A 25,368-nucleotide genomic window follows, 5' to 3' on the forward strand; every position below is an offset into this window, starting at 1 on the left:
CCGGTTTTTTATTATGCCGTTTCTCCGGATGTCATTTCACCGTCCATATCGGGATGCCAGATATAAGGATTTTCTCCTTTATCACGCGCCATATCATATTTAACGGGCTCAAAATTCATCTTATCCCAGAAATCTGCTGATTTCATGCGTGAATTCGTCCTGATCGGCATTCTGAAGGATTTTGCAAAATCAACAAGCGCTTTTCCGTATCCGTTGTTTTGATAGCCCGGAAGAACCTCAAGCTTCCAAAGTTCCAAAAAGTCCTGACGGTGATCAAAATACGGATTCGCGCCTCCGTTTACCTGATATAAACTCATTCTCGCCACTAGTTTATCCCCGAAGTAAATCCCGTAAAAAGGCGAGGTGCTGTCATTTTCAATGATATTATCCTGAAGATCTTCAAGCATCGACAGCTCCTGCATCCCGTATTCCTTAAACCTTTTAAATTCTTCGAGTGTCTTAAAGTTGATGAGCAGTCGCTCTATTTTCAACACAAACTCCCCCTTTGTTGTGTTCTACCATTATTGTAAACGCTTTAATTGAAAATTCCAACTATAATATGCTTGCCAGTCTTTTTGCTCAAAACGAAATTGAAGTAATTTGCGGCGGCTTCTGCTATGATAATATGGAAAAATGCAGATATAGGGTGTGACAGTGTGAAAATCGGAATTATCGGCGGCGGAGCGGTAGGCCTTTTATGTGCTTACTACTTATCGTCCCGCCATCAGGTAACGGTCATTACGCGGCGGACGGAGCAGGCTGATGCGATTAACTCAGGCGGTATACGGCTTTTGAAAGACGGAATAGAATGTACGGCGGCATGCAGAGCGCAAACAGGCATCACTTCCGGATTCGACCTCTTAATCGCAGCCGTTAAACAGCACCAGCTAAGTGCTGTGTTGCGGGATCTTGAGACGATAAAAGGGACGAATGTGCTGTTTTTGCAAAACGGCATGGGACACATACACGACATTAAAGATTGGCATACGGATCATTCGCTTTATGTCGGCACTGTTGAGCACGGAGCAAAAAAGATATCAGATCATGCCGTTGAACATACGGGAGTGGGAGCCGTAAGATGGAGTGTATTCAGCGCATCCCGGCCGGAAACGCTCCAAAGCATCTTTTCCGGCATGCACCGGGATTTTCCCGTATATGATGAAAACGACTGGTATCGGCTTTTAACGGGAAAACTGATCATAAATGTATGCATCAACCCGTTAACTGCATTGCTGCGCGTGAAAAACGGAGAGCTGGTAACAAATGACGCTTACAAAAAATATATGAGAAACGTGTTTGAAGAAGCGGAGACAATACTTGGCCTCGCCGATAGAGAAAAAGCGTGGAACAAGGTTTGCGAAGTTTGCAGACTGACGGAAAAAAATCATTCCTCCATGCTCGTCGATATCATGGCAGGCAGGCGGACAGAGGCCGATGCGATTATCGGCTACCTTGTAAAAGAAGCGGAAAGCCGCGGATTGCCGGCCGTTCATCTCCCATTTTTACACCGCAGCATAAAAGCGTTAGAAAGAAACTGAAACAAAGTCTTTTGAGGTTTTCCGGTAACATGCTATACTCATTTCGGAAACCTAACTATTTATTGGAGAAAGGAAGTTCCAGACAGATGCAGCTAACTGAACTTTCCATCAAAAGTCAAAATAAGTTTGTGCAGCACTATATAGATGGAGAAAACATGTCTTCATTTTTTGATTATGATATTCATTCAGAGGACGTATGGCAAAAGCGGCTTCATGACCTGTCTTCGCGGCCGTTTGCCAGAGAAGAATTAGCGGATTATTTATCCTCCTATCACGAAAAATTTCACTCCGCCGCCATGCAGGCCTCCATCGAAAAACTGAGAGATCCAAAAAGCGCAGCGGTAGTAGGCGGCCAGCAGGCCGGTCTTTTAACGGGGCCTCTTTACACCATACATAAAATTATCTCCATTATCGTACTTGCCAGACAGCAGGAAGAGGCGTTGCAGATTCCTGTCGTTCCGATTTTCTGGGTGGCGGGTGAAGATCACGATCTGGAAGAAATCAATTTTGTGCATACGTCAACAGAGAATAAAGGTCCGGTGAAACAGAAACTGCCGCAGTCGTACTGGAAAAAAACATCGGCGGCTAAAACCGAGCTTGATCAGGAAAAATGCGCGGCTTGGATTGATGAAGTGTTCGCTGCTTTTGAGGAGACGGATCACACAAACACACTCCTTCAAAACGTGAAGCGATGTTTACGCTCATCAGAGACATTCACGGACTTTTTTGAACTGTTGATCGCCGACTTGTTTCAAGAAGAAGGCCTTATTCTGATGAATTCGGGAGATCCGGGGATTAAAAAGCTGGAAACGGGTATGTTTCAGCAGATTTTAAAACACAATCATGAGCTTGCCAAAGCCGTGTCAGACCAGCAGCGTCTTATGCGGGAAGCCGGTTATCACCCGATTATTGAATCGGACAAAGATCAGGCCAATCTGTTTTACGAACACGAGGGAGAGCGTTTCTTAATTGAAAAAGAAAACGGCGTTTTTGTCATTAAGGAGCTTGATCTGAAGTGGACGAACGACGAGCTTCATACCCATATGGAAGAAAAACCGGAATGTTTCAGCAATAACGTTGTGACAAGGCCGCTTATGCAGGAGTTTCTCATCCCGACTCTGGCGTTTATCGCGGGACCGGGGGAGATCAATTATTGGGGTGAGCTGAAGCGGGCTTTCTCATTAATGGGCTTTCGCATGACCCCGGTAATGCCGAGACTGAACATTACGATTTTAGAGCGCCATATTGAAAAGAAGCTTTCAGAACGGAATATCCCGCTTCAGGAAGCGATCGAACACGGCACCGGACACCTGAAAGACACTTATTTTGAAGAGCAGATTCCGGAAGAGTTTTCTTCTGTAATGGAACAGGCGAAGTCGCAGATTGAAGCTGTCCATAAACGCGCAAGGGACGAAGCGCTGAAGGTCGATTCAAGCCTTGAGCCGCTCTTACAGAAGAATGCCGCCTTCATTCAAGATCAGCTCTTGTTTTTAGAACGGACGGTAACGAAAAGAATTGAAGAAAAAGAAGGCTTTGTGCTGCGTGACTATGAAAGAATCCAAAACAGCATCAGACCGCTCGGCGCTCCGCAGGAACGGATTTGGAATGTGATGTATTATCTGAACCGCTACGGTCCAAAATTCTTCACAACCTTCAAACATCTGCCATTTTCTTTTCAAAACCAACATCAGATTGTCAAACTTTGAAATAAAGTTTTAAAGAACCCTGAATAGTTCAGGGTTTTTTTTTATGTGTAAACAGTGTAAAATGAGGTTGTGGAGAGAAGTGGCGGATAGTGGTGAGTTTAGGGGAGAAAGTGGGGGTCCTTATCATGTTTATGGGTGAATACCGGCATACTGTTGATGCAAAGGGCCGCATGATCGTACCCGCAAAATTCAGAGAAGGCCTCGGTGAGCAGTTTGTGCTGACCAGAGGACTGGACCAATGCCTTTTCGGCTATCCGATGAATGAATGGAAGCTGATTGAAGAAAAGCTGAAGGCTCTGCCGCTCACCAAAAAAGACGCCCGCGCATTTACCCGATTCTTTTTTTCCGGTGCGACCGAATGCGAACTGGACAAGCAGGGAAGGGTTAATATTGCGTCATCTCTTCTGAATTACGCAAAACTGGAAAAAGAATGTGTTGTCATCGGGGTTTCCAATCGAATTGAATTGTGGAGTAAGGTAATATGGGAACAATACACAGAAGAGCAAGAAGATTCATTCGCTGAAATTGCTGAAAACATGATTGGATTTGATATATAATGGATCTTCGTGCATCACAACAACAACTGACAATTCAATTCATTCCTGATAAAGGTGGGACCGACACAAATGTTTCAGCATAAGACAGTACTTCTTCGTGAAACCGTCGACGGTTTAAATATCAAACCGGACGGAACCTATGTGGACTGCACCCTTGGCGGCGCCGGGCACAGTACATATTTATTGCAGCAATTATCGGAAAAAGGACGCTTGATCGCCTTTGACCAAGATGACACGGCACTTGAAAACGCAAAGAAAACATTGTCCGAATACAAAGGACAGCTTATTCTGGTGAAAAGCAACTTTCGTTATTTAAAAGAGTGTTTACATGAACACGGCATTACGAGTGTCGACGGAATTCTATTTGATTTAGGAGTATCCTCTCCGCAGCTTGATACACCGGAACGGGGATTCAGCTATCATCATGACGCACCGCTGGACATGAGGATGGACCAGTCGGCCGCCCTTACGGCGAAAGAAGTCGTAAATGAATGGCGGTATGAGGACCTTGTGAGGATTTTCTTTAAATACGGAGAAGAAAAATTCAGCAAGCAGATCGCCCGAAAAATTGAAGAGGCAAGAGAAAAATCGCCTATTCAAACAACCGGCCAACTGGTCGATCTAATAAAGGACGCGATACCGGCTCCGGCAAGAAGAAGCGGAGGTCATCCGGCCAAACGTGTATTCCAAGCCATTCGAATCGCCGTAAACGACGAGCTTCAAGTATTTGAAGAGGCCCTCTTGCAAGCGATAGAGGTGCTGAAGCCGGGCGGAAGGGTGTCTGTGATCACTTTTCACTCGCTGGAAGACAGAATGTGCAAGACGACATTCAAGGAAAAATCATCACTTCCCGAACTGCCTCCGGGTCTTCCTGTGATACCGGAAGAATTTGAACCGGAATTAAAACTGATTACAAGAAAGCCCATTACGGCATCAAAAGAGGAGCTTGAAGAAAATAACCGCGCCCGGTCAGCGAAGCTCCGCATTGCGGAGAAACGAATATAAAGGGCAGCAAATGACAACATTAAAGGAGGTCATCAGCCTATGAGCAACTTAGCTTACCAGCAGGAAAAACAACAACGGCCAGTGATAAGTCCCGAAAAAAAGGTGATTGTCAAAAAGAGGGCTTCCATTACACTCGGGGAAAAGGTGCTGCTCGTCCTGTTTGCCATTGCCGTTCTCTCCACATCAATGTTTATCGTATCAAAGGCATACGCGGCGTACCAATCCAATATTGAGGTGCAAAAACTGGAGGAGAAAGTATCTGAAAAGAATAAGCAGATCGGTGATCTCGAAAAGACGGCTGCTGACTTAAGCCAGCCGCAGCGCCTGATGGATATCGCTAAAAAGCACGGTTTGAATCTGAAAGATAAAAAAGTGAAAAACATACAGGAATGATAACCCATGCCGAAAAAAAATAAGTTTATGAACAGAGGAGCAGCGATACTCAGTATTTGTTTCGCTCTCTTTTTCTTTGTCATTCTCGGGAGAATGGCGTACATTCAATTAACTGGTAAAGCAAACGGTGTAGAACTTGCAACAAAAGCGACCGAGCAGCACGAAAAAAAGCGGACGATAGAAGCGAGCCGCGGCTCTATTCTTGACCGGAACGGCAAAGTGCTTGCAGAGGACACGGCGACATATAAACTCATTGCCGTGCTTGATAAAAAGATGACGACCGACAAGAAGCATCCTCAGCATGTCAAAGACAAAGAGAAAACGGCGGAAAAACTGGCGACCGTTATCAATCTTGATAAAAGCGAGATTCTGGACATCTTAAACAGGGATGGCGCGAAGCAGGTGGAATTCGGTTCAGCCGGCCGCGATATCTCTTATGCGAAAAAACAAAAGATCGAAAAAATGAATCTTCCGGGTATTTCTTTCTTAAGAGATACGAAGCGCTACTATCCGAACGGTGTATTTTTGTCAAATGTTCTCGGCTATGCCGATGTGAATGAAAAAACAAACGAGATACAAGGCTCTTTAGGGCTTGAAAAAATACTGAACAACTATCTGACGGAACGCGACGGATCCGTCACTTACGAAAGTGATAAATCCGGCTGGAAACTTCCGAACAGCAAAGAAAAAATCACCGCACCTAAAAACGGTGACAATGTATATTTAACCATTGATCAGAAAATTCAAACCTTTTTAGAAGACAGCATGACGAAAGTAGCGGAAAAATATAAACCGAAAAAAATTATGGCGGCTGTCGTAGAACCGAAAACAGGCAAAGTGCTTGCGATGGGGCAGCGTCCGAGTTTTGACCCGAATATCAGAAACGTCACCAATTATTACAACGACTTAGTGTCGTACGCGTATGAACCGGGTTCAACGATGAAGATCTTTACGCTTGCCGCGGCGATTCAGGAAAATGTGTTTTCTGCAAACGAGAAATATAAATCAGGAACATATAAAGTGGGAGGCGGACCTGTTAAAGATTGGAACGATGGCGCCGGTTGGGGTATGACAAGCTTCCATGACGGCCTCATGAGGTCATCGAATGTTGCTTTCGCCAAACTGGCCAACGAAAAACTGGGGTTTGACCGGTTTAATGAGTACCTGCACAAATTCGGGCTCTATCAAAAAACAGGGATTGATCTGCCCGGTGAAGTATCAAGTAAAATTAACTACAAATATGATTTTGACAAAGCGTCTACGGCTTACGGCCAAGCATCGGCGATAACGCCGATCCAGCAGCTTCAGGCCGTCACGGCGATTGCCAATAACGGCAAAATGATGAAACCTTACGTCATTGATCATATTGTCGACCCCGATACGAAAAAAGTCGTCAAGCAGACAAAACCAGAGCAGGCAGGCACGCCGATTTCAGCCGATACGGCTAAAAAAGTCCGGAATCTGCTCGGAGAAGTCGTGACGTCAGACATCGGAACCGGAAAACCTTATAAAATTGAAGGATTTGACGTCGCGGGTAAAACGGGAACCGCACAAATTGCCGGGACGGGCGGATATTTAAGAGGAACGAGCAACTATGTGTTTTCATTCATGGGCATGGCGCCGAAAAATGATCCTAAGCTTGTCATCTATGTAGCCGTGCAGCAGCCGCAATTAAAAGCGGGGCAAAGCAGCTCTGATCCTGTCGCGGAAATCTTTAACCCGACGATGAAAAACAGCCTCCACTACATGAATATCGAACCGACGGAAAAAACAGATTCCGGTCAGGAAGAAACGAAAAGCCAAAAGATGCCTGACCTGACAGATAAGACGGTCAAGAGCGCTGAGAAGGAAGCGAAAAATGAACATCTCACACCGATTGTCATCGGCAGCGATGTTGCCGTAAAAGAGCAGTATCCGACAGCCGGAGAAGATGTGATCACCAATCAGAAAATCTTCTTAAAAACAGACGGAAAGATGACGATGCCGGATATGTCCGGATGGTCGAGGCGGGAAGTGCTTCAATTCAGCAAAGTATCAGGCATTCACATTGATGTGAGCGGTGAAGGTTACGCTTCAAGCCAAAGTGTGAAAAAAGGCAAAGAACTGAAAGGAAATACCGTGATCAAGGTGAAATTTAAAAATCCTGATTAACGGGACAGAGAAGTCCGCGGATGCCCGCGGGCTTCTTTTTTATGCGCCGCCGTTCTATGTGTCCAAGCTGAGGCATAAATTGAAACAAGCCTAAATAAGGAGTGGACGGTCCCTTGCGCGTTTCAAATGTAACGGTTCGAAAACGTTTATTACTGGTTTTGCTTTTTGGCGTAATCATTTTTTTGATCATTGACAGCAGATTAGGCTATGTCCAATTTGTGATGGGAGAAAAGCTGACTTCACTGGCTAAGGATTCCTGGAGCCGGAATTTGCCGTTTGAGCCTGAGCGGGGAGAGATTCTTGACCGAAACGGCGTGAAGCTGGCTACTAATAAAAGCGCGCCGACCGTCTTTGTCGTACCGCGCCAGATCCAAAATCCCATAAAAACGGGCAAACTTCTCGCGTCAGTTTTAAATATGTCGGAAGAGAAGGTCTACAAACACATTACTAAGAAAACCTCCATAGAAAAAATCTCACCCGAGGGGCGGAAAATTTCCAATAAAAAAGCGAAAGAAATCAAAGCGCTCGACTTAAAAGGGGTGTATGTGGCTGAAGACAGCATCCGCCATTATCCGTACGGAAGCTTTTTGTCCCATGTTCTCGGTTTTGCCGGTATTGATAACCAGGGTCTTCTCGGTTTGGAGGCTTATTATGATGATGACTTAAAAGGTGTAAAGGGATCCGTGAAATTTTATACGGATGCCAAGGGGAAGAAAATGCCTGATGAAGCGGATGATTACACCCCTCCGAAAGACGGACTTGATATGAAACTGACGATTGACGCCAAGGTTCAGACGATTATAGAAAGAGAGCTCGACAATGCAGCGGCGAAATATAACCCGGACGGAATGATTGCGGTCGCAATGAATCCGAAAAACGGGGAAGTGCTCGGCATGTCAAGCCGTCCTGATTTTGATCCGGCTGACTATCAATCGGTGGATCCGTCCGTTTACAACCGGAACCTGCCGGTATGGAGCACATATGAACCGGGTTCGACCTTTAAGATTATTACGCTTGCGGCGGCTCTTCAAGAGCAAAAAGTAAACTTGCAAAGAGACCACTTTTATGACAAAGGATTTGCCGAGGTCGACGGCGCCCGCCTCCGATGCTGGAAAAAGGGCGGCCACGGTTCGCAATCTTATCTTGAAGTCGTTCAAAATTCCTGCAACCCCGGGTTTGTACAGCTGGGGGAACGGCTCGGAAAACAAAAGCTGTTTCAATATATTAAGGACTTCGGTTTTGGAAAGAAAACAGGCATTGATCTGCAAGGGGAAGGAACGGGGATCTTATTCCCGCTTGACAGAGTCGGCCCGGTCGAACAGGCGACAACCGCTTTCGGACAAGGGGTTTCCGTCACGCCGATTCAGCAGGTGGCAGCCGTTTCCGCAGCAATAAACGGCGGAACGCTTTATACTCCGTTTATTGCCAAAGAGTGGGTTGATCCCGTTACGAAAAAAACCGTTAAGAAACAATCGCCGATTGCGAAAAGGCAAGTTATTTCCCAGGAAACGTCAAAGCAGATCAGATATGCTTTAGAAAGCGTCGTCGCTCAGGGAACGGGGCGGAATGCCTTTGTGGAAGGATATCGCGTCGGCGGAAAAACAGGTACCGCACAAAAGGTGAAAGACGGCAAATATCTCGAAAACAACCATATCGTCTCCTTTATCGGTTTTGCGCCGGCCGATGACCCGAGCCTTGTCGTGTATGTCGCGGTTGATAATCCGAAAGGCACGATTCAATTCGGGGGAACCGTCGCCGCGCCGATTGTCGGAAATATGATGAGAGACAGTCTGCCTGAGCTCGGCGTGAAACCGCGAAAAAATCAAATCGAGAAAAAATATCAATGGAACGACACAAAAACAATAGAGGTTCCGAATGTTGTAGGGATGTCTGTCTCTGATCTTGAGTCGCTGCTTGTCAATTTGAATATTGACTCCTCAGGAAAAGGAAGCAAAATTGTGAAACAATCACCTGCAGCCGGAACGAAAGTAAAAGAAGGCTCAAAGATCCGTGTTTACTTGAGTGAAGAATGAGTCTTTTTGAGGCAGCCGATTGTTTTCGGCTGCCTCTTATCATAAAGAGAAAAAAAGAAGATAACTTTTAAGATTAACTGGATGTATCCTTTTATTTACGCTAAAATATGAACTGTATGTTTAAAAGCCATTCTGACTTTTATAAACGGTTATCATGATAAAAGAATGAATAGAATTTCTGAGAGGTTTGATACAATGAAACTTACAAAGCTGCTTACATATTTAATGGCCGAACCTGTTCAAAATGACTTTCATGACCCTGACATAACTTCAATTGAGATGGACTCCAGGGAAGTGAGAAAAGGGAGTCTTTTTGTGTGTATAAAAGGGTATACGGTAGACGGACATGATTTTGCCCAAAAAGCCGCAGAAAACGGCGCAGCGGCCATCGTTGCCGAGAAAGAGCTTGACGTCGATGTTCCTGTCATTATTGTCCGCCGGTCACAGCGGGCGCTCAGCGTTCTTTCTGACGCGTTTTACGGGCAGCCGACAAAGCAGCTTCAGCTTATCGGCATCACCGGCACAAACGGCAAAACATCAACGACGCACATGGTTGATGAGATTTTCAAAAAAGCGGGAAGACAGACCGGTTTAATCGGAACGATGTACATTAAAATCGGGGATGAGACATTCCCGGTCAAAAATACAACGCCCGAAAGCGTCACACTGCAAAAAACGTTCAAGAAAATGAATGATGAGCATGTTGACACAGCTATTATGGAAGTGTCTTCTCACGCTCTGTCACTCGGCAGGGTTCACGGCTGCGATTATGATATCGCCGTATTCACGAACCTGACGCAGGACCATTTAGATTATCACAAGACGATGGAAGACTACAGACAGGCTAAAAGCCTCCTGTTTTCCCAGCTGGGCGGCTCCTTTAATCACGAAAAGCCGAAGCGGGCCGTTTTAAACGCAGATGACAAAGCCAGTGCTTATTTTGAAAAAGTGACGGCGGCGCACATCCTTACATACGGAATCGAGAATGATGCCGATGTCATGGCGAAACAAATCGAGATCTCTGCGCAAGGCACAAGCTTTGAGCTCGTTACGCCAAAAGGAACAAAGCAGATCACGGTTTCACTCGTCGGCCGCTTCAACGTGTATAACGTACTGGCTGCAGCGGCGACAGCGATCGCAGCGGGTCTGCCGTTTGATACGATCACAAGCGCTCTTGAAGAGCTGCAAGGTGTCAGAGGCCGGTTTGAACTGGTGAATCACAATCAGCCGTTTCCTGTGGTCGTCGATTACGCGCACACGCCTGACAGTCTGGAAAACGTCCTGAATACATGTAAAGACATGACAGAGGGCAAGCTTTTCGTCGTCGTCGGCTGCGGCGGAGACCGGGACAAAACGAAACGCCCGAAAATGGCGGAAATTGCGGTGCGGATTGCCGACGAACCGATTTTCACTTCAGATAACCCGAGAAGCGAGGACCCGCTGGCCATATTAAGAGATATGGAAAGAGGGGTAGAAGGCACTTACTATCACAGTATCGCAAACCGCGAGCAGGCTATCTTTTTTGCCATTGCCAACGCGAAAAAGGGAGATGTGGTTCTGATTGCCGGGAAAGGGCATGAAACCTATCAGCAGATCGGCAATGAAACATTCGACTTTGATGACGCCGAAGTAGCGGGAAGAGCTATTGTTGAGCTGAATAAAAAGTAAAACAGGAAAGAGTGTTAGAATGAGGGAAATGAAAAGAATTACGGGGACACAATGTGAATATGATAAATACGTATGTCGTTTGAACGAAACGGGAGGAGAAAAGAGCAATGCTTGAGCAAGTGATTTTATTTACAATAATAATGGGATTTTTAATCAGTGTTCTGATATCTCCGATTCTTATCCCGTTTTTAAGACGTTTAAAATTCGGCCAAAGTATCAGGGAAGAGGGGCCGAAATCACATATGAAAAAATCAGGGACGCCGACGATGGGCGGGGTCATGATTATTGTATCCATCGCCATTACGGCGATTGTCATGACGCAGAAATTTTCGCATCTGAGCGCGGAAATGTTTCTTCTGCTGTTTGTCACGATCGGATACGGCCTGCTCGGCTTTCTGGATGACTATATTAAAGTAGTAATGAAACGGAATCTCGGATTGACGTCGAAGCAGAAATTGATCGGCCAGATCATTATTGCCATTGTATTTTACGGAGTATATCATTATTGCCATTTTTCAACCGGCATCAGGGTGCCGGGCACACATCTGTCAATCGATCTCGGCTGGGGATACTTTATCCTCGTTCTCTTTATGCTTGTCGGAGGTTCAAATGCCGTCAACCTGACAGACGGTCTGGACGGTCTCTTGTCCGGTACCGCGGCTATCGCATTCGGCGCTTTCGCCATCCTTGCGTGGAACCAGTCACAATATGACGTTGCGATTTTCTCGGTTGCCGTTGTCGGCGCCGTTCTCGGTTTTCTTGTATTCAACGCCCATCCCGCCAAGGTATTTATGGGGGATACCGGTTCGCTTGCGCTCGGAGGAGCGATCGTGACCGTTGCCATTCTGACGAAGCTTGAAATTCTGCTCGTCATTATCGGCGGAGTATTTGTTATTGAGACCTTATCTGTTATCTTACAAGTCATCAGCTTTAAAACGACAGGAAAACGAATCTTTAAGATGAGTCCGCTTCACCACCATTACGAATTGGTCGGATGGTCTGAATGGAGAGTTGTCGTCACATTCTGGACTGCGGGACTGCTGCTTGCCGTTTTAGGAATTTACATCGAGGTGTGGTTATAAGTGGAAAACGAACTTTTTTTGCAAAAACAAAACTTTCTGGTCCTCGGACTGGCGAAAAGCGGATATGCGGCTGCGTCGATTCTTCATGAAAAAGGCATTAACGTCGTCGTGAATGATCAAAAAGCCTTTGAAGAGAACGAACCTGCCCAAAGGCTTGCAGAAAGAGGAATTGAAGTCATCTGCGGTGAGCATCCGACGTCACTTTTTGATCAGCATCACATTACCATTCTGATCAAAAATCCCGGAATCCCGTATGAAAATATCATGGTGGAGGAAGCACAAAGAAGAGGCATCCCGGTCTGGACGGAAATCGAGCTTGCGTATTATATCACCAATGCAAAATTCATCGGCATTACAGGTTCAAACGGGAAAACAACAACGACGACCCTGATTTATGAAATGCTGAAAGCTGATTCGATAAAGACGCTGATCGCAGGGAATATCGGCACTGTCGCCAGTGAAGTGGCTTATCATGCTGACGGTGATGAATGGATCGTCACAGAGCTTTCTTCGTTCCAGCTGATGGGGACTCATGCATTCAGACCTGAAATCGGCCTGATTTTAAATGTGTTCGACGCTCATTTGGATTACCATCACAGCCGTGAAAACTATGAAAAAGCCAAGCAGAACGTGTATCTTCATCAGCTTGAGAGTGATACGGCCATCGTGAATCAGAGCGATGAAACAGTCGTGCGGCTTGCCGAAAGCGGAAAAGCCGGCACCGTTCCGTTTTCAGTTCACCAGGAACTGTCAAGCGGCGCATTCATTAAAGACGGAATGCTGATGTTCGGCGATGAAGCGATTCTGCCTGTTGATGACATCGTACTGCCGGGCGCGCACAATTTAGAAAATATTTTAGCCGCTGTAGCCGCGGCAAAAACGGCGGGCGCGTCTAATAAAGCGATTCAGAAGGTGCTGACAAGCTTTACCGGTGTCAAACACCGTCTGCAGTATGTAACTGCGATCCAGAATCGTAGATTTTATAATGACAGCAAAGCGACGAATATTTTGGCCACAAGCAAAGCGCTCTCCGCGTTCAAAGCACCGGTTATTCTGCTTGCAGGCGGACTGGACCGCGGCAACGGTTTTGACGACCTGAAACCGTATATGGACAATGTCAAAGCGGTCCTGACGTTCGGACAGACAGCGCCGAAGATAGAAAAACTGGGCAATGAGCTGGGAATACAACATGTCAAACGTGTCGATAATGTTGAACAAGCAGTATCTGCGGCGTTTGCGCTCTCAAATGAAGGAGACGTCATCCTCTTGTCACCCGCGTGTGCAAGCTGGGATCAATTCAAAACATTTGAAGAACGCGGTGACATGTTTATAGATGCCGTGCATATGCTTAAGTAAGGGCTTGTCTCTGTTCATCGGCAGCCCTAAATGACTTATGCTTGGGGTGTCGATTGCTTTGACTACTAAAAAAACAGCGCCTGATTTGTTATTAGTTATCATTACGTTATTGCTTTTAACAATAGGATTAATTATGGTCTACAGTGCAAGTGCGGTATGGGCGGATTATAAATTTGACGACTCGTTTTTCTTCGCGAAACGGCAGCTGCTGTTTGCGGGGATCGGCGTCATTGCCATGTTTTTCATTATGAATGTGGATTATTGGACATGGCGCACATGGTCGAAGCTGCTTCTGATCATTTGTTTTTTTCTGCTTGTGCTTGTGCTGATTCCGGGAGTCGGAATGGTGCGGAACGGTTCAAGAAGCTGGATCGGAGTGGGAGCGTTCAGCATTCAGCCTTCGGAGTTTATGAAACTGGCGATGATTGCGTTTCTGGCTAAATTTCTTTCTGAAAAACAGAAGAATATTACGTCATTCAGACGCGGATTCGTTCCCGCGCTCGGAATCGTGTTTTCTGCATTTATTATTATTATGTGCCAGCCAGACCTGGGAACGGGGACGGTAATGGTGGGCACGTGCATCGTGATGATTTTTGTTTCCGGTGCGCGAATCGCTCATTTTGCGTTCCTCGGACTCATCGGTTTAAGCGGATTTGCGGCGCTAGTTCTGTCCGCTCCTTATCGGATTAAACGGATTACCTCTTACTTAAACCCGTGGGAGGATCCGCTTGGAAGTGGATTTCAGATCATTCAGTCGCTCTATGCCGTAGGTCCGGGCGGACTGTTCGGGATGGGGCTCGGCCAAAGCCGGCAAAAGTTTTTTTACCTGCCGGAGCCGCAAACCGATTTCATTTTTGCTATTTTATCTGAGGAACTCGGCTTTATCGGCGGTTCGCTCATATTGCTGCTGTTCACTATTTTATTATGGCGGGGCGTCAGAATTGCCCTCGGCGCGCCGGATTTATACGGAAGCTTTGTCGCCATCGGTATTATTTCTATGATAGCTATTCAAGTCATGATTAATATCGGCGTTGTGACGGGGCTGATCCCGGTAACAGGAATTACGCTGCCGTTTTTAAGCTACGGAGGCTCATCACTGACGCTGATGCTCGCAGCGGTCGGCGTGCTTTTAAATGTCAGCCGGTACTCGAGGTATTGATCTGTATCTTGCCTCATCACTCATGATTTATTCGTTATCTATAAAAAAACAGACAACATCAATAACCCTGTCCTAAAAAACAGGGTTATCGCTATGTGATTAAGGGGGACATACGAATGCGTATTGCAGTAAGCGGAGGCGGAACCGGAGGACATATTTATCCGGCCCTGGCCTTTATTAAAGAAGTTCAGCGCCGGCATCCGGATGTGGAATTTTTGTATATCGGAACAGAGAACGGTCTTGAGAAAAAAATTGTTGAACGGGAAAATATTCCGTTCCGCGCCATTGAAATTACAGGTTTCAAACGAAAACTTTCTTTTGAAAATGTAAAAACCGTCATGCGCTTCTTAAAAGGCGTGAAGAAAAGCAAATCATATTTAAAAGAGTTTAAACCAGATGCCGTTATCGGTACAGGCGGCTATGTATGCGGTCCGGTCGTATACGCGGCGGCAAAAATGGGAATTCCGACGATCATTCATGAGCAAAACAGCCTGCCCGGCATCACAAATAAGTTTCTCTCGAAATATGTTAATAAGGTAGCAATTTGCTTTGAAGAGGCAAAATCGCATTTTCCTGCTGAAAAAGTTGTGTTTACGGGAAACCCGAGAGCCTCTGAAGTCGTCTCAATTAAGACAGGCCGCTCATTAACTGAGTTCGGGCTGAAAGACAATCAAAAAACGGTGCTCATTTTCGGCGGAAGCAGAGGCGCGGCTCCCATTAACCGTGCCGTTATAGATATGCAGGAAGAATTGAAAACGAGACCTTACCAAGTGCTTTATATTACCGGGGAAGTACATTACGAGAAGGTAACGGCTGAGCTGAAAGGCGGAAAAGCCGCTGATAATATGGTGACAAAACCGTTTTTGCACCAAATGCCGGAGTACTTACAATCAATTGATGTCATTGTGGCCAGAGCCGGAGCGACGACGATTGCGGAGATCACCGCTCTCGGCATTCCGAGCGTGCTTATTCCGAGCCCGTATGTGACAGCCAATCACCAGGAAGTCAATGCGAAGGCGCTCAGCCAGCATGACGCTGCAATCGTACTGAAGGAAACCGAGCTCAGCGGAGAAAAACTGATCGCTGCGCTGGACAAAATCGTCATGAATGAAGAAACCTTAAAAGACATGAGTGAGCGGACAAAATCACTCGGTGTTCCAGATGCGGCAGCCAGACTGTACAGTATCATGGAAGACATAAAAAAATAGAGCAAATGGAATGCGGAGGTTTATGATGGAGAACGTAATTCAGGAATTAAGAGACCGCGAAGTCGGCAAAGTGCTGGAACAAGAACCGCTCGCGAACCATACAACGATGAAAATCGGCGGTCCGGCGGACATTTTGATCATCCCCAACCGTGTGGAAGCGGTCAAAGATATTATGGATATTGTGAAGAAACATGATCTGCCATGGACGGTTATCGGCCGCGGTTCAAATCTGCTCGTGCTTGATGAAGGCATAAGAGGAGTTGTCATCAAACTGGGCGCGGGTCTGGATCATTTGGAGATTGACGGTGATCAGGTGACGGTCGGAGGTGGCTATTCGGTCGTCCGGCTTGCGACTTCCATGAGTAAAAAAGGAATGTCCGGTCTCGAATTTGCAGCGGGCATTCCCGGATCAATCGGCGGAGCCGTCTATATGAATGCCGGGGCGCACGGATCTGATATGAGTGAGATTCTTGTGAAAGCCCGTATCTTATTTGAAGACGGCACAATCGAATGGCTGACGAACGAAGAGATGGATTTCAGCTACAGAACGTCTGTTTTGCAGAAAAAACGTCCCGGCGTCTGTCTCGAGGCAGTTCTTCAGCTTGAGCAAAAGGAACGGGAAGCCATTACGGCGCAAATGCAGCAGAACAAAGATTACAGAAAAAACACTCAGCCGTATTCAAGCCCATGCGCCGGGAGCATATTCAGAAATCCGCTGCCGGATCATGCCGGAAACCTCGTTGAAAAAGCGGGATTAAAAGGACATCAGATCGGCGGAGCGAAAGTGTCCGAAATGCACGGGAATTTTATCGTCAATGCCGGCGGAGCGACTGCCAAGGACGTTCTCGACCTGATTGAATATGTGAAAAAGACAATCCGTGAGCAGTATGATGTTGACATGCATACAGAAGTTGAAATCATCGGAGGGAATCGTTAAAAGGTTCTCTGATTACATGAGCTCATGTGATATACTTTTAACAAATGTCAAACGGCATCACAGCATGCCGTTTGTTTTTCAATCAGACGAATGTCAAGCTGTTTCATTCTTAGTGAGGTGGACAGGCAGTGAACCCAAATCATGAAAGAGAAAAAATTGTAAATATTGAAGAGCGGATTCCGAAAATCAAAGAGCAGCGGAAACAAAAAGCAAACCGCCGGCTGATTTCATTCATTGTGCTCTTTTTTATGATGGTGCTGATCATCGTGTACTTGCAGATGCCGATCAGCAAAGTGTCTTCTGTCACCGTTTCCGGAAACGAAAACGTGTCTGTAAAAGAGATCAACGCGCTTTCTGATATACATAACGGACAAACCGAGTTCTGGAGTCTGAACAAGAAACAAACAGAAGAAAAGATTGAGCAGAATAAGCTGGTGAAAAAGGCGGAACTTTCAAAAGTATTTCCTAACAAAGTCAGCATTCACATTGAAGAATACAAGACGATCGCGTATCTGCAGCGACATGATGTATATTATGAAGTGCTCGAAAACGGCACTGTGCTGCCGAACGAAGTCACGCCGGATGACGCGGGCCCGATTTTGGTTGACTGGACAAACGCGAAAAAGCGGGTCAAAATGGCGGAGCAGCTTGATAAGCTTTCCGGTTCGCTAAAGCAGTCGATTTCTGAAATCTATTATACACCGGTAAAAATGGATCAGGACCGGATCAAGCTGTATATGAACGACGGGTATGTAGTTACCGCTTCTATTAAAACGTTTGCCGGCCGGATGAAGACCTATCCTTCTATCGTTTCCCAGCTGGACGGCGGGAAAAAGGGGATTATCCACTTAGAAGTCGCTACGTATTTTGAAGAATTTAACAAAGGTAAATCCGGCAAGAAAAAAGAAAATGATTAATAGTTCTAAAGAACTAATTTCAAGGTGGTTCAAAAGAATCTATTACAATCAGCGGGGCAGCCGATATAACCGATAGCGGAATCATTATGACTATGTTTGTTTTTGCCCGGGATATGGCTGCCGGACAAGCGGAAAATTCTCAATGCAATGGGCGTGTCTTCTGCAATGAGCATTGCATTTGGAATTTTCCTCCTGTTTCTTCTTTTTTCGGATGTTTCTGGCAATATCTATAGCTTTTCTGGAGGTTCATCTTAGTGTAGACTAATGGAAAGCGGGTATATTTGCATCTGGTTTGCACAGTATGGCACCGTGACAGGAAATCTTACGGTAAGGTGGGCCGTCTCTAAAAAAAATAAAAAAAATACGATATAAAAGAGGATATACATAGAATATAACGAATAGTTTCATTAAACATAAATTGTGAGAAATCAGATAAGAATTTGTTGATGCTGTTGTTTTTGTTACACACTTGTAAAGCCACATTCATTGTATTGTTGTTCCGCAAATAATAGAATAGAATTTGATCGAAATGTGAGGAGGTGCCATAGAATGAACAACAATGAACTTTACGTCAGTCTTGACATCGGTACGTCCAATACAAAAGTGATCGTCGGAGAAATGACAGATGATTCCCTTAACATTATCGGAGTGGGAAATGTACCGTCTGAAGGGTTGAAAAAAGGCTCAATCGTTGATATAGATGAAACCGTTCATTCTATAAGAAAAGCGTTTGACCAAGCTGAAAGAATGGTAGGTTTTCCGCTGAAAAAAGCCATTGTCGGCGTTAATGGAAATTATATTCATATTCAAGATACGAACGGCGTTGTCGCTGTTTCCAGTGAAAACAAAGAAATTCACGTTGAAGACGTCCGCAGGGTAATGGAAGCGGCACAGGTCGTGTCAGTTCCGCATGAGCAGCTGATCGTAGACGTCGTTCCGAAACAGTTTATCGTTGACGGAAGAGACGAAATTACCGATCCGAAAAAAATGCTCGGCGTGCGCCTGGAAGTAGAAGGCACGCTGATTACCGGCTCCAAAACGATCTTACATAACTTACTTCGCTGTGTGGAGAGAGCGGGCGTTGAAATTACTGATATTTGCCTGCAGCCGCTTGCGGCCGGTTCGGCGGCTTTGTCAAAAGACGAAAAAAACCTCGGAGTCGCCATGATTGATATCGGCGGCGGCTCGACGACGGTGGCGGTATTTGAACAGGGGCACCTGAAGGAGACAGCCGTCATTCCGCTCGGAGGCGAAAACATCACGAAAGATGTATCGATCGGATTGCGCACTTCCACCGAAGAGGCTGAAAGAGTAAAAAAACAATTCGGACATGCATTCTACGATGAGGCTTCAGAAGATGAAGTATTTGAAGTCACCGTCATAGGAACGAATCAAAAGCAATCTTTTACACAGCAGGAAATTGCCAATATTATTGAAGCAAGAGTGGAAGAGATTCTTGAGATTGCCGCAGCCGAAATTGAGCATATGGGAATTACAGATCTGCCCGGCGGCTTTGTGCTGACCGGCGGACAGGCCGCAATGCCCGGAGTGCTTTCATTGGCACAGGAAGTGCTGAGGCACAATGTAAGGGTCGCAAGCCCGAATTATATCGGTGTAAGAGACCCTCAGTATATGACGGGTGTCGGCTTGATACAATTTGCCTGCCGAAATGCCAGAATTCAGGGAAGAAAAATAGGCTTTCATATGCCGGAAGAAGCCGTGCAGGAAATCGCGGTCTCTCACGAAGAAGAACATCATCAGCGGCCAGAGGCGCAGCAGCGTCCAAAAGCAAAACAAAAAACACAAGCCGAACACAACAAACCGAGCAAAATGAAAAAACTATTAAGCATGTTTTGGGAATAGATTGATAGTCATTCGGCAGATTAGGAGGATTTAGCATGTTGGATTTCGAAACAAACATAGACGGCTTAGCATCAATTAAAGTAATCGGAGTAGGAGGCGGCGGTAATAACGCGGTCAACCGAATGATTGAAAATGAAGTGCAGGGTGTAGAGTACATTGCGGTAAACACGGACGCGCAAGCTCTTAACCTGTCAAAAGCGGAAGTGAAAATGCAGATCGGGGAAAAGCTGACCCGCGGTCTCGGAGCGGGAGCGAATCCGGAAGTCGGCAAAAAAGCCGCTGAAGAAAGTAAGGAACAAATCGAAGAAGCGCTAAAAGGCGCTGACATGGTGTTCGTTACAGCCGGAATGGGAGGCGGTACCGGAACGGGAGCCGCACCGGTTATCGCGCAAATCGCAAAGGACTTAGGCGCTTTGACTGTCGGTGTCGTAACAAGACCGTTTACATTTGAAGGAAGAAAACGTCAGCTGCAGGCTGCAGGCGGTATCACGGCAATGAAAGAAGCCGTTGACACACTGATCGTTATTCCGAATGACCGCATTCTTGAAATTGTCGATAAAAACACACCGATGCTTGAAGCATTCCGTGAAGCTGATAACGTGCTTCGCCAAGGGGTGCAAGGTATCTCTGACCTCATCGCGACGCCTGGTTTAATCAACTTGGACTTTGCCGATGTCAAAACCATCATGTCCAACAAAGGTTCAGCATTGATGGGTATCGGGATCGCTACGGGCGAAAGCCGTGCTGCTGAAGCCGCCAAAAAGGCGATCTCCAGTCCGTTACTGGAAGCGGCAATCGACGGAGCGCAAGGTGTTTTGATGAACATTACGGGAGGTACAAACCTGAGCCTCTACGAAGTGCAGGAAGCAGCCGACATCGTCGCTTCTGCATCCGACCCAGATGTCAACATGATTTTCGGTTCAGTTATCAATGAAAATCTGAAAGATGAAATCGTCGTCACCGTTATTGCGACCGGTTTTATCGAACAGGAAAAAGATGACTCAAAACCGCAGCGACCGACTTTAAACCAAGGATTGAAGTCTCAAAGTCAAAACGCTGCGAAACGTGAGCCGAAACGAGAAGAAACACAGCATCAAAACACGGTGAACCGCCATACATCACAGCCGGCGGATGATGCCCTCGACATTCCTACATTTTTAAGAAACCGCAACAAACGCGGCTGATGTAAAAAAGGACAAGACCACATGGTTTTGTCCTTTTTCTTTTTTGTGTACAGTCTTCCTTCCTATCCCCATAATCTATACAGTGAAAAAAGCAACTTTATACCTATGACGAATTGATTGTTTTTTAGTTTCATACGGCTTTCTACAGAATGCGACAATATCTGGATGGAAGATTGTCTACATTTAACGTACAGCATCGAAATGACAAACGATTCCAATTATGAAGGAGGGATACACATTTTATAGGGCGTTACCAAATAAGGGGGGATACGATTGAAGAAAAAAACAAGAAACAGATGGACAGGCTCCGTTTTAAGCGCGATTGTCGTCAGTTCCCTGTTGTTTCCGGGTGCAGCCGGAGCGAACAGCACACCGGGGGCAGTTTCTTTCACCAAAGATCTTTCTTCCTCTAAGAGCATTCAGCATAAGATTTCCGATTCAGTCAAGAAGCGTTTTGAAAAAAATGATAAAGTCACGTTTCTTATCAAATTTAAAGAGAAAGCCAATACGAAAAAAGCGGTCAAAGAAGCAGAAAAAAACGCCAAGTCTCAATCGCTTTCCGCAGCAAAAAACGAATATCAAAAGCGGTCAGCCGTCGTTTCTTCTTTAAAACTGGCGGCTCATGATGCGCAGCAGAATCTGAAAACATATTTGGAAAAACAAAAAAAGAAAGGCAAGGCTGATCACATCCATTCCTATTATATTGTTAACGGAATGGCAGTCACTGCTTCGAAAGAGGTAATGGAAAAAGCCGCCTCATTTCCTGAAGTAGAAAAAGTTCTTCCGAATGAAAAACGTCAGCTTACTCAACGACAATCAAAAGCTCCTTTTCAAATGAAGAAAAAACAAAAAGAGATCAAAGCAAAGGAAGGCATCGAATGGAATATCAGCCAAATTGATGCGCCGCAGGCCTGGGCCTCAGGATACGACGGAACCGGCACGGTTGTCGCCTCCATTGATACGGGAGTTCAGTGGGATCATCCGGCGCTTAAAGAAAAATACCGGGGTTACGATCCTGAAAATCCCGCAGCGCCGAATCATGAAATGAACTGGTATGATGCCGTGTCCCATAAAGACGCTCCCTACGATGATCTTGAACACGGCACTCATGTAACAGGGACCATGACGGGTTCAGAACCTGACGGCTCAAATCAAATCGGTGTGGCTCCGGGGGCGAAATGGATCGCAGTAAAAGCATTTTCAGATGACGGAGGAACCGATGCCGATATTTTGGATGCCGGTGAGTGGGTGCTCGCGCCTAAAGATAAAAACGGCACGCCCCATCCCGAGATGGCGCCGGATGTTGTCAATAATTCCTGGGCAGGCGGTTCGGGAATGGACGAGTGGTACCGCGATATGGTGAATGCGTGGAGAGCGGCAGGGATTTTTCCGGAATTCTCTGCGGGAAATGAAGACTTATTTACACCGGGAGGACCGGGTTCAATCGCAAACCCGGCCAATTATCCTGAAGCATTTGCGACAGGTGCGACTGACATCGACAAGAAACTCGCTGATTTCTCACTTCAAGGCCCCTCACCGTATCATGAAACAAAACCGGACATTTCGGCTCCGGGAGTGAATATCCGTTCTTCGATTCCTGGAGGAACATACGAAGGCGGCTGGGACGGAACTTCAATGGCCGGGCCGCATGTGGCGGCGACGGCGGCTTTGTTAAGGCAGGCGAACGCCTCTATTACGGTCGATGAAATGGAAGACGTTTTGACGCGCACCGCGGAAAAGCTGACAGATTCCGTTTTTCCGGAATCACCGAATAACGGTTACGGCCACGGTCTCGTTAACGCTTTTGATGCCGTTTCTGCCGTAACGGACGGAATCGGAGGCGTAGAAGGCAAGGTCTCTTCTGCGGGCGAAGATCACAATCCGCCCAGCTTTCACCATGAACCGGTCTCAGCGGCTTACAAAGGGGCAAACCTTCCGTTAACGGTTACAGCAGAAGACGATGTAAGCGTAACTGAAGTCATCCTTTCCTATCAGTTTGATGAAGGAAAGTGGAAAACGACAGCTGCCGTTCAAAAAAGCGGTGATGAAAAAAAGGGAACATACCAGGCGGAGATTCCGGATGTAACGGGAAGCAAGGTAAGTTATAAATGGACCATAAAAGATTTCGGAGGTCATTCTGTAGAATCTGATACGTACCGGGCTGACGTGAAACCGAGCATTACGGCGGGATACAAAGAGGATTTTGAATCACAGCCGGCGGGCTGGTCCAGTTACGGGACACATGACCAATGGGAATGGGGTATCCCGGGTTCAGGGCCCGGCACCGCATTTTCCGGAGATAAAGTGTATGCGACGAATCTGTCCGGCCCTTATGCCGATTCAGCCAACATGAATTTGGTGATGCCTCCGATTCAAGTTCCGGAAACAGGACGGCTGTTTTTGCAATTTAAAAGCTGGCACAAGCTCGAAGAATTTTTTGATTACGGGTATGTGTTCGTTCTTCCGGAAGGAAAATCACATTGGGAGCAGGCGGCCGTTTACAATGGTGACTCCGCAGGATGGAACGATGAAGAGGCAGATTTATCTGCGTATAAAGGCCAAAACATAAAGCTCATGTTTAATATGCAGTCAGACGAAGTACTCAATGAAGACGGATGGTATATCGATGATGTCCGGCTTTCAAGCAGCCCTCTCGGCAAGGCGGCTAAAAAAAGTAAACACAATAGACAAACACCTCCCGGCCACCTGAAGAAAAAAGCAGTCAGTCCGAAACAGGCCAAACCGGCAGTGAAATCACCCGGAAAAAGAGTAAAACGTGAAACAAACCTCCTGCCTCTCAGAGCGCAAATCAGTGTCGCCGAGACGGGGAAATCCGTATATTCCGACCCTGCAAGCGGAAGCTACAGCCTGTCGCATAAGGCGGGAAGCTATACGCTGAAAGCCGAGGCTTACGGATTTAAGTCCGCTTCGAAACAAGTTTCTATTCAATCAGACAAAACCGCACAGGCAGACTTTACACTGGAGCAAATGCCGTCCGGCACGCTAAAAGGAACCATCACCAATCAGTCAACAGGCGAACCGGTAAAAGGGGCTGCGCTTTATGTGGCTGAGGATGCCGCAATTGAACCGGCGGTGACAAACGATAAAGGGGAATATTCGCTTAAGGCGTACGAAGGCTCCTACACAATCAAAGTAGCGGCAAAAGGCTTTTACAATAGCGAATTTTCCGTTGACATCAAAGGAGATGCTGAAAAAAACGTCAAGCTTAAGCCGTATATCGGTTATGAAGGGGAAATTGCATATGATAACGGAACGGAAGAAGCCGCGCTGTCATATTTTAAAGCCGGCAGCAAATCTGCCGTTAAGATGACGCTCAAAGACGGAAAAGAACACGGTATGCTGACGGGAGGCCTTTTTAAATTTTGGGGCGCCGACTGGCCTGATCCGGGCGGTACCGAATTTCAAGCAGAAGTATATGATGCATCCGGCCCTGATGGAGCTCCGGGCAGCAAAATTGCCGGCCCGTTCCAAGCTGAAGCGCTTCGAAACGGCGAATGGACCAAAGTGGATCTCAGCTCAAAAGGAATCGCGGTCGGAAAGGATTTTTATCTTGTGTTCCGCCAGACGAAACCCGATCCTTATACACCTGCCCTGTCATCTGATGACGGCAGTCCGTACTCGAACAGAAACTGGCAATACCTTGACGGCCGCTGGTCAAAAGCCGATAAATCAGACGGAAACTTTATGATCAGGGCTTTGGTCGACTACGAAGCTTCTGTGCCAGAAATAACGTCGCCTGAAGACCGGTCATTTACAAACAAGAAGTCAATCACGGTGAAAGGAACAGCTTCACCAAAAACCGCTGTCCGTCTTACCAATAACGGTAAAACCGCCGCAGAAACGAAAGCAGATGCAGACGGCAATTTCCAGGCCGGCGTCACACTCACTGAAGATGCCAATCGGCTGACGGCGGCATCTGTGACAGACAGCGGGTCAACCGATGAGTCACGCCCTGTCACGGTCATACTGGATGAGGATAAGCCGGATGTGACGATTGACAGTCCGGCAAACGGTGATAAAACAAATAAAGAAGCAGTGACCGTAAAAGGAAAAGTGCACGACACCCATTTAAAATGGGTAAAGGTGAACGGAAAAAAAGCTGAAGTAAATAACGGTTCTTATCAAGCGAGAACTCTTCTGGAAAACGGCAGCAATGAGATCAAGGTCACGGCCTCAGATGAAGCGGGTAACAAAACAACGAAAAAGACGGTAATCGATGTCAATTACAATGCTCCCGTCATTTCCGGATTGGTTCCCGGAGCGGATAAGGAATTAAAAGCCGGAGAATCAGTGAAAATCGCTTTTTCAAGCGGAAAGAAATTAGACGCTTCCTTCGTTATCCGTCTGCCTCTGACAAACGCCCGGGCAGGGAGCCAAAACGCAACAGAGCTTCCGCTGAGAGAAATTTCTCCGGGACGATATGAGGGTTACTGGACGGCGACTTCTTCCATCAAAGCAAGCGGAGCAAAAATTGACGTTATCGCTAGAGATGACTACGGAAATGAAACGAGACAGACGGCTAAAGGAAAACTTTATATCAATGAGTAAAACAGAGCGCTGCCAGATCACGGCAGCGCTTTTTTAGTTGAA

18 protein-coding genes are annotated in these 25,368 nt (G+C 46.4%); 17 read left to right on the forward strand and 1 reads right to left on the reverse strand.

Annotated elements, in window-relative coordinates; genetic code table 11:
- Positions 1-11 precede the first annotated feature (11 nt).
- Positions 12-494: an N-acetyltransferase gene (locus NSQ37_RS13475; protein ID WP_007409700.1), complete on the reverse strand. Its 483-nt coding sequence runs from the start codon at positions 492-494 to the stop codon at positions 12-14.
- Between the two features lie 162 nt (positions 495-656).
- Between NSQ37_RS13475 and NSQ37_RS13480 the strand changes: the two genes are divergently transcribed.
- The 17 genes from NSQ37_RS13480 to NSQ37_RS13560 all read left to right on the forward strand — a co-directional run bounded on the left by NSQ37_RS13480 (position 657) and on the right by NSQ37_RS13560 (position 25,326).
- Positions 657-1,538 (forward strand): 2-dehydropantoate 2-reductase, encoded by an 882-nt coding sequence (locus NSQ37_RS13480; RefSeq protein WP_326364921.1) that lies wholly within the window; start codon positions 657-659, stop codon positions 1,536-1,538.
- 86 nt (positions 1,539-1,624) lie between these two features.
- Entirely contained in the window at positions 1,625-3,244 is a 1,620-nt protein-coding gene (gene bshC, locus NSQ37_RS13485) for a bacillithiol biosynthesis cysteine-adding enzyme BshC (RefSeq protein WP_015239813.1), read from the forward strand.
- Positions 3,245-3,369: 125 nt separating this feature from the next.
- A complete protein-coding gene (gene mraZ / locus NSQ37_RS13490) occupies positions 3,370-3,801 on the forward strand; it encodes a division/cell wall cluster transcriptional repressor MraZ (protein WP_007409703.1) in 432 nt (143 codons plus the stop codon).
- A 69-nt stretch (positions 3,802-3,870) separates the two neighbouring features.
- Positions 3,871-4,806: a 16S rRNA (cytosine(1402)-N(4))-methyltransferase RsmH gene (gene rsmH, locus NSQ37_RS13495; RefSeq protein WP_060561723.1), complete on the forward strand. Its 936-nt coding sequence runs from the start codon at positions 3,871-3,873 to the stop codon at positions 4,804-4,806.
- A gap of 39 nt (positions 4,807-4,845) precedes the next feature.
- Entirely contained in the window at positions 4,846-5,199 is a 354-nt protein-coding gene (gene ftsL / locus NSQ37_RS13500) for a cell division protein FtsL (RefSeq protein ID WP_003154442.1), read from the forward strand.
- A 6-nt stretch (positions 5,200-5,205) separates the two neighbouring features.
- A complete protein-coding gene (gene pbpB, locus NSQ37_RS13505; RefSeq protein ID WP_253612998.1) occupies positions 5,206-7,350 on the forward strand; it encodes a penicillin-binding protein 2B in 2,145 nt (714 codons plus the stop codon).
- Positions 7,351-7,463: 113 nt separating this feature from the next.
- A complete protein-coding gene (locus NSQ37_RS13510) occupies positions 7,464-9,383 on the forward strand; it encodes a stage V sporulation protein D (RefSeq protein ID WP_003154438.1) in 1,920 nt (639 codons plus the stop codon).
- 195 nt (positions 9,384-9,578) lie between these two features.
- Positions 9,579-11,051, forward strand: a complete 1,473-nt coding sequence (locus NSQ37_RS13515; RefSeq protein ID WP_003154436.1) for a UDP-N-acetylmuramoyl-L-alanyl-D-glutamate--2,6-diaminopimelate ligase — start codon at positions 9,579-9,581, stop codon at positions 11,049-11,051.
- A 107-nt stretch (positions 11,052-11,158) separates the two neighbouring features.
- On the forward strand, positions 11,159-12,133 hold the full coding sequence (gene mraY / locus NSQ37_RS13520; protein ID WP_007409707.1) for a phospho-N-acetylmuramoyl-pentapeptide-transferase: 975 nt from the start codon (positions 11,159-11,161) through the stop codon (positions 12,131-12,133).
- Positions 12,134-13,489 (forward strand): UDP-N-acetylmuramoyl-L-alanine--D-glutamate ligase, encoded by a 1,356-nt coding sequence (gene murD / locus NSQ37_RS13525; RefSeq protein WP_015239817.1) that lies wholly within the window; start codon positions 12,134-12,136, stop codon positions 13,487-13,489.
- 58 nt (positions 13,490-13,547) lie between these two features.
- Positions 13,548-14,648, forward strand: coding sequence for a stage V sporulation protein E (spoVE, locus tag NSQ37_RS13530; protein ID WP_015239818.1), 1,101 nt, complete (start codon positions 13,548-13,550; stop codon positions 14,646-14,648).
- 116 nt (positions 14,649-14,764) lie between these two features.
- A complete protein-coding gene (gene murG / locus NSQ37_RS13535; protein ID WP_003154428.1) occupies positions 14,765-15,856 on the forward strand; it encodes an undecaprenyldiphospho-muramoylpentapeptide beta-N-acetylglucosaminyltransferase in 1,092 nt (363 codons plus the stop codon).
- A 25-nt stretch (positions 15,857-15,881) separates the two neighbouring features.
- Entirely contained in the window at positions 15,882-16,793 is a 912-nt protein-coding gene (murB, locus tag NSQ37_RS13540) for a UDP-N-acetylmuramate dehydrogenase (RefSeq protein WP_007409709.1), read from the forward strand.
- A gap of 128 nt (positions 16,794-16,921) precedes the next feature.
- The gene (locus NSQ37_RS13545; RefSeq protein WP_007409710.1) at positions 16,922-17,710 is read left to right on the forward strand and encodes a cell division protein FtsQ/DivIB; all 789 of its coding nucleotides are present in this window, start codon (positions 16,922-16,924) and stop codon (positions 17,708-17,710) included.
- A 549-nt stretch (positions 17,711-18,259) separates the two neighbouring features.
- A complete protein-coding gene (ftsA, locus tag NSQ37_RS13550) occupies positions 18,260-19,573 on the forward strand; it encodes a cell division protein FtsA (protein ID WP_003154425.1) in 1,314 nt (437 codons plus the stop codon).
- A 35-nt stretch (positions 19,574-19,608) separates the two neighbouring features.
- Positions 19,609-20,757 carry a cell division protein FtsZ gene (ftsZ, locus tag NSQ37_RS13555; RefSeq protein WP_003154424.1) on the forward strand — a complete coding sequence of 383 codons (1,149 nt, stop codon included), beginning with the start codon at positions 19,609-19,611 and terminating at the stop codon, positions 20,755-20,757.
- 273 nt (positions 20,758-21,030) lie between these two features.
- A complete protein-coding gene (locus NSQ37_RS13560; protein WP_099566732.1) occupies positions 21,031-25,326 on the forward strand; it encodes a S8 family peptidase in 4,296 nt (1,431 codons plus the stop codon).
- Positions 25,327-25,368: the final 42 nt, after the last annotated feature.

Source organism: Bacillus sp. FSL P4-0334, from assembly GCF_038004825.1.
Taxonomy (GTDB): Bacteria; Bacillota; Bacilli; order Bacillales; family Bacillaceae; genus Bacillus; species Bacillus velezensis.

Coding starts and splice junctions, on each gene's coding strand:
- bshC (WP_015239813.1), top strand. CDS start 1,625: ATGCAGCTAACTGAACTTTCCATCAAAAGTCAAAATAAGTTTGTGCAG.
- mraZ (WP_007409703.1), top strand. CDS start 3,370: ATGTTTATGGGTGAATACCGGCATACTGTTGATGCAAAGGGCCGCATG.
- rsmH (WP_060561723.1), top strand. CDS start 3,871: ATGTTTCAGCATAAGACAGTACTTCTTCGTGAAACCGTCGACGGTTTA.
- ftsL (WP_003154442.1), top strand. CDS start 4,846: ATGAGCAACTTAGCTTACCAGCAGGAAAAACAACAACGGCCAGTGATA.
- pbpB (WP_253612998.1), top strand. CDS start 5,206: ATGCCGAAAAAAAATAAGTTTATGAACAGAGGAGCAGCGATACTCAGT.
- NSQ37_RS13515 (WP_003154436.1), top strand. CDS start 9,579: ATGAAACTTACAAAGCTGCTTACATATTTAATGGCCGAACCTGTTCAA.
- mraY (WP_007409707.1), top strand. CDS start 11,159: ATGCTTGAGCAAGTGATTTTATTTACAATAATAATGGGATTTTTAATC.
- murG (WP_003154428.1), top strand. CDS start 14,765: ATGCGTATTGCAGTAAGCGGAGGCGGAACCGGAGGACATATTTATCCG.
- murB (WP_007409709.1), top strand. CDS start 15,882: ATGGAGAACGTAATTCAGGAATTAAGAGACCGCGAAGTCGGCAAAGTG.
- ftsA (WP_003154425.1), top strand. CDS start 18,260: ATGAACAACAATGAACTTTACGTCAGTCTTGACATCGGTACGTCCAAT.
- ftsZ (WP_003154424.1), top strand. CDS start 19,609: ATGTTGGATTTCGAAACAAACATAGACGGCTTAGCATCAATTAAAGTA.